The organism is Candidatus Paceibacterota bacterium (assembly GCA_036517255.1).
Taxonomy (GTDB): domain Bacteria; phylum Patescibacteriota; class Minisyncoccia; order Phycocordibacterales; family WO2-35-19; genus DATDXE01.
Map to the genome: position 1 here is coordinate 1 of DATDXE010000012.1, position 5,241 is coordinate 5,241.

At 39.9% G+C, this 5,241-nt stretch carries 5 protein-coding genes; all 5 read right to left on the reverse strand.

Features of this window, described 5'->3' with window-relative positions; genetic code table 11:
• Positions 1 to 165: 165 nt before the first annotated feature.
• Positions 166 to 732, reverse strand: coding sequence for a hypothetical protein (locus VJH67_01980; protein HEY4515935.1), 567 nt, complete (start codon positions 730 to 732; stop codon positions 166 to 168).
• A 73-nt stretch (positions 733 to 805) separates the two neighbouring features.
• Entirely contained in the window at positions 806 to 1,894 is a 1,089-nt protein-coding gene (gene mnmA, locus VJH67_01985) for a tRNA 2-thiouridine(34) synthase MnmA (GenBank protein ID HEY4515936.1), read from the reverse strand.
• Positions 1,854 to 2,720: an endolytic transglycosylase MltG gene (locus tag VJH67_01990; GenBank protein ID HEY4515937.1), complete on the reverse strand. Its 867-nt coding sequence runs from the start codon at positions 2,718 to 2,720 to the stop codon at positions 1,854 to 1,856. Before VJH67_01990 ends, mnmA begins: the two co-directional genes overlap by 41 nt.
• Positions 2,720 to 3,982 carry a hypothetical protein gene (locus VJH67_01995; GenBank protein HEY4515938.1) on the reverse strand — a complete coding sequence of 421 codons (1,263 nt, stop codon included), beginning with the start codon at positions 3,980 to 3,982 and terminating at the stop codon, positions 2,720 to 2,722. Before VJH67_01995 ends, VJH67_01990 begins: the two co-directional genes overlap by 1 nt.
• Before the next feature lie 62 nt (positions 3,983 to 4,044).
• On the reverse strand, positions 4,045 to 5,082 hold the full coding sequence (locus VJH67_02000) for a sigma factor-like helix-turn-helix DNA-binding protein (GenBank protein ID HEY4515939.1): 1,038 nt from the start codon (positions 5,080 to 5,082) through the stop codon (positions 4,045 to 4,047).
• Between the last annotated feature and the right edge of the window lie 159 nt (positions 5,083 to 5,241).

Below are 5,241 nucleotides of genomic sequence, written 5' to 3' on the forward strand. Positions count from 1 at the left end.
CAGATTGACTGTTATTAAATTCTAGGTATTATCATGACTAGACAAGTAAGCAGAAGAAATACGGCACTCAAAATGGAAAGGGAGGGAAAATAAATGGTCAACGTATACGCTACTTTTACGCGACCGCATTATTTTAACGTATTAGAAAAACTGTGTGCAATTTATTCACACTAATCCGAATTCTTCACGCAAGTGTTTATCATTTTCTAATTCATCAACAATCATATAAAGAAGATGCTTTCCTATTCCGAAATCAGTTTTGAGTAAAGTGATAATATCCTCACAATCATAAGGATATATCCAAACACTATTTTGAAGACGTAGGATACCTGCTTGTCTAAAGAGTAACGTTAAGTCATCTCTGGCTTTCCTTTTCTTTTCAGGTATATCGAAAATAATCACTCTCCATTTCTGGTCCCATCTCTTTGGTTTTTTCAATCTGAAGTCAACAAACTGCCAACGACGCAGCAAACTTTCCCCCTGAGGGGTTAGTTGGTAACTCTTGCCGTTGTAGAAAATCAGTCCACGCTTAACAAGTTTACTGGCAGAGGAAGCAATATATTCTTTCTGTCTCTTATAGGGAAGAAGACCAAGTTTACCAAGCGCCCCCATAACATTTGGAGCAACCAGAGCGACACTAAGTACGCCGGCAATTGCTATGGTTTGCAAAATTACGTGTTGCAAATTTTTACGCCTATTTCTTTTTCGGTTTTTATCTTCCAATTTACCCATACGTTACTTTTCCGTGACCACATAATTGTAACGTATTGGATTTAATTATTATCCACAGAGTTTTTTAAGAATTCTATCTCAAAATTTTATCCATTACTCCACCACCGAGACAAATTTCGCCATCGCCCGCCTTCGCTGAAGCTTCGGCGGGCAAGTAAAACACTATTGATTGACCAAGAGAGAGACCACGTACTGGTTTTCTGAATTCCACAGTCACATTGTTAAACACCGAGTGTTTAACAATAACAGGTATTTTTTCTCCTCGGTATCGAATTCTAGCTAAACAATTCAGCGGAGGCGTTGCCTCCGTAATCCAGTTTACATCCTTGACAATAATTTTAGTTGGCGAGAGAGAAATAATTTCTGGCTCTTTATTTGATACAGTCAGGGTATTGGTCTTCATATCCTTGGACAAAACATAGAAAGCCCCATCTTCTGGTTTTTTTTTCTTAATCTCGAAGCCATGTCGTTCGCCTATGGTATAGAAGATAGTGCCGCGATGAGTTCCTATGATTTCACCTTTAGTGTTAAAAACACTACCCGACTTGCCTGAAGCAAAATGCGAAAGAAATTCGTCCATACTGATATTGCCGATAAAGCAAATACCTTGACTATCTTTTTTTTCTGAAACAGGGAGATGAAACTGACGTGCTAGTTTGCGTACTTCACTTTTTTTTAAATTTCCAACAGGAAAAATAATATGAGCAAGATCTTTTTTAATCAAAGTCCATAAAAAATATGATTGGTCTTTCTCTCCACTCCAGTAATGACCAGTGGCGATAAAATCCGCACCCATTTCTTTCGCTTTTTTCCAAAATGCTCCAAACTTAATTTCTTTGTTACAGAGCACGTCCGGATTGGGAGTTCGGCCTATCCTGTATTCTGCTATCATCATATCTACCACCCCTTTCTTGTACTCTCTCTCAAAATCGAAAAACAGAAACGGAATATCTAGCGCAATGGCCACCCTCATGGCATCACGTCTTTCGTCTCTCCAACTACAAGGCAGAAAATCCGGTTGCCAAACTTTGATAAATACTCCAGTGACATCAAAACCGCTCTGTTTCAGAAGTGCCGCGGAAACAGCGCTATCTACCCCGCCAGAGAGCCCGACAAAAACTTTACGGTGAGAGGTATTTGGTAATATTTCTTTTATGTTCATTAAAGGTCTTAGCATAATGCATTTTTCCTTCTTTATCTGTCAAGAAATAAAGGAAGGGGGTTGAGGTCGGATGAATCGCGGCTTTTATTGAGACTAACCCGGGATTATTAATTGGGTTTTCGGGCAGTCCTACAAATTCATAAGTACCAGTTTCCGAGTCGACCTGGAGAGGCATTCCGAGCTTGAGCCGTTTCCAGAGAATGCCTGAGGCCATTTCTCGTTCTTCTCCAGTCTTGGCTTCTGCTTCAAGAAGTGAGGCCATAGTAATAATTTCATCCAGTGTCTTACCGGAAGACTCTATGTTTGATAAACTCTCAGAAATTTTTCTATTAAAGTTATCGTTAAGTAATTTGATAGTCGAAGAAGCTGTGGCAGTTATTTCAAAAAAGTATGTATCGGGAAAGAGATATCCCTCTGGCGCCTGACTTATAAACTCCTGATGGTCGAAAAAAGTAAATCTTTCATCGAAAAGTGTAGAAATTTCCTCGACCGTAAATCCTTCAGGAATAGTTAGTTTAACCGTCTCTATGTTGTAATCACCATGAAAAATTCGCCACGCAATGACAAAGACATTTTGTGGTCGAGGCATGAGATATTGACCCGCTTTCATATCGCGCTCCCCTCCAAGTACGATGGCGATTGTACGAAACCAGAAAGGAGAGCGTATAACTTTATCTTGTTCTAGAATCTCCCCAAGTTCATAAAGACCAATACCTTCTTGGACGACAATAATAGAACCGGAAGGAAAAGAAAATGGAGGTGTAGTCGGAAAAAAACAAATGACATACAAAACTATGCCAAAGAAAAAAAGATAGTTTCTCTGCATTATATGGGCAAATTCGACGGAGCTTCGGCCTTTTTCGAAGGCACACGAGAGAGGGTTGGAGTAGTGACGGTCGCCCCGGGGAAATGGAAAATGGTTGCGAGTTCCTCGGTGGACAGAACATAGGGCTTGCCCAATGCGTGCCTAAACGGCACATTGAAAACAGAGCGTCTCTTGTATGCTTCGAGCAATGTCCTCTGATTGTATTTCTTTCTGATATCTAGAAAATCTTCCCACGGATAATTAATACCGGGAATAAATTTGTGAGGCCTTATGCCATTGAGATTTTTTGCACCAAACTGACGCATACCCCCGATGAAGCCAACTACCCTACTAACGGCAATCTCTTTCGGTGCCACGTAAACCATTCTCATCATGGTATCGAAGGCCAGTTTAGCAGAATTACGCTCAATAGCCGCGATAACTTCACCTTGGCTTTTAGTTAAATCAAGGAGTGACCTAGCTTTGGGTTTACCGGAAACTTTATCCTTTTCTGGTTCTACAAAAGATATTTTTTCTAACATCTTACTTATTTCCTTTTTCACATCCTCTCTATAATCAGGTCTAGCAAAAATACGAGCATCTTGAAATCCTTCCCTACGATGACCTTGAATAACGGTCTGTATCCACATCTGTTCGCCGGGTTTAAGAGTGCCGAGATACTCGAGAATAGGGGCTAGTGGGTCTACTATTTCTTCCTGCTCTTTACCGGCCGTTTTATTAAGCTCAAATTCTATATAAGTCTTTATAGGAAACACATCCGGTTTATCCAGTCTGGTCGTGACACCGGATAAGCTCATTGTCTTTGGATCGAAAAGAACTTTGAGAGCATAGTCCTCGACCTCTACCACTTCAGCACCGGGATAATGCGCATAAATTCTTGACTCAATAACATGTTTCCATTTAGGAAATGCCCAAATAAAGAATTTGACTTCCCCACCGAGCGAGACGATCTCGAGAGAAAATACGTCCCTAAGCGCTCCATCCAAATACACTCCCGTAAGAGTATCTGTGACATCTTCCCAGATTCCTTCTATAACCATTTCCATAGCAGCTGGAGACTTTTCTGTATTTTGCGGAATCCGGATTTCAAGGAGAATACTTCCCTTTTTATACAACCATTCACGCCTTTTGTAAGTCAGCCACGTATTTACATAAAGCCAGATAAGAATGATAGGCAGCCAAGCTGGCCATGTTGCATATATATAATGCCAGGTTTTCAGATAAAGTTCAGTTTGGAAAAGAGAGATGAAGTCACTAAACATGCCCTAATTCTACCCCCACACCTAAATTTAACCAAATTTAGGTGTGGGGGTCTACATGCAATTTAGACGTTTTGGTAGCGATTGGAAGAATCTTTCTTAAAATACTTGGGATTCTGAAGATTGACTAAAATGGTGTTTTCCTTTACATAGCGCTCCTTCAGTACTTTTTCAATAATTTTCTCCTTGGACATAGACCCCTCTTTCTCGAGAATTTTTTTAATAACATCCTTGACCACACCTGACATGTATCCCCATTCGGATAGAGCATAGAGACCACGACCCACAAGGACAAATCTGGGATCTTTTATAAGTTCATTATGAGTAGTGGCCACATGCGCTTTCTTATTGAAGTATTGAGTGATGGCTTTAGCCACATCTTTGAAATGTATGGGAGAACCATGTTTTCTAATAACCAAGAAGGCAAAATCTCGCATACCCTTAGCATTGACATTAGAAGAAGATGAGCGACCCCATTCACCTAAAGGGTTCTTACCAATCTTGTGCGAGATAGAAAGCCAACGTTTGATAACCTCATCATTTTTATATTTTTCATTTAAATCTTTGATCTCCTCGAGAAAAGAGTTGATGAGATCACTCTCAAGCACTAGCTCATCATCAGCAAGATTGGAATACAGTTTACGAAGAGCGGATTTAATCTTGTTGGACAATTCAGCGTCCACGTGCCAACGACGCTTAAATTCTTCATCCTCTTTTTCCCGTTTGAAGTCTTCTCCAACAACCAGTAGAAAATGAAAATGGTTTTGAGTATTTAAATCTTTGCCTAGATGGGAAAGAAGATCTTTTTCGGAAACTAGACCTCCTAGACCAAGGAGAACTTCTTTCAGTTCTGTAAAGATTGGTTCGGCATCTTTGTATACTTTTGATTTACGAATAGTGATCAGTGAATGATTTTCTATCTGTCGCACACGTTCACGAGTAATATTATATTTCTTGCCAATGGCGTCGAGAGTAAGCTTACTTGACTTTGACCCTAACCCGTATCGACTAATTAAAACATCCTGACCACGCTTAGAGAGAATGGATAAAAGGCGCTTGGTTATGTCCTTTGGTTTGAAGTTCAAAGTAATCTTGCTGTTCATGATTTACTGCATTTCTATCATTAATACAAATATATGTCAAGTCACAATACTGATAATCTTTCTTGGCACGACAAGTACCTTCCTTGGTTCCTTGTCATTGAGCCATTTTTTGACTTCTGGAAGAGACAGGGCAAGTATCTTAATTTCTTCTTCACTTTG

What these genes read in the sequence shown, in the direction of transcription:
- VJH67_01990 (HEY4515937.1), bottom strand. Translation starts at nt 2,720, where the DNA reads ATGCAGAGAAACTATCTTTTTTTCTTTGGCATAGTTTTGTATGTCATT.
- VJH67_01995 (HEY4515938.1), bottom strand. Translation starts at nt 3,982, where the DNA reads ATGTTTAGTGACTTCATCTCTCTTTTCCAAACTGAACTTTATCTGAAA.
- mnmA (HEY4515936.1), bottom strand. Translation starts at nt 1,894, where the DNA reads ATGAACATAAAAGAAATATTACCAAATACCTCTCACCGTAAAGTTTTT.
- VJH67_02000 (HEY4515939.1), bottom strand. Translation starts at nt 5,082, where the DNA reads ATGAACAGCAAGATTACTTTGAACTTCAAACCAAAGGACATAACCAAG.
- VJH67_01980 (HEY4515935.1), bottom strand. Translation starts at nt 732, where the DNA reads ATGGGTAAATTGGAAGATAAAAACCGAAAAAGAAATAGGCGTAAAAAT.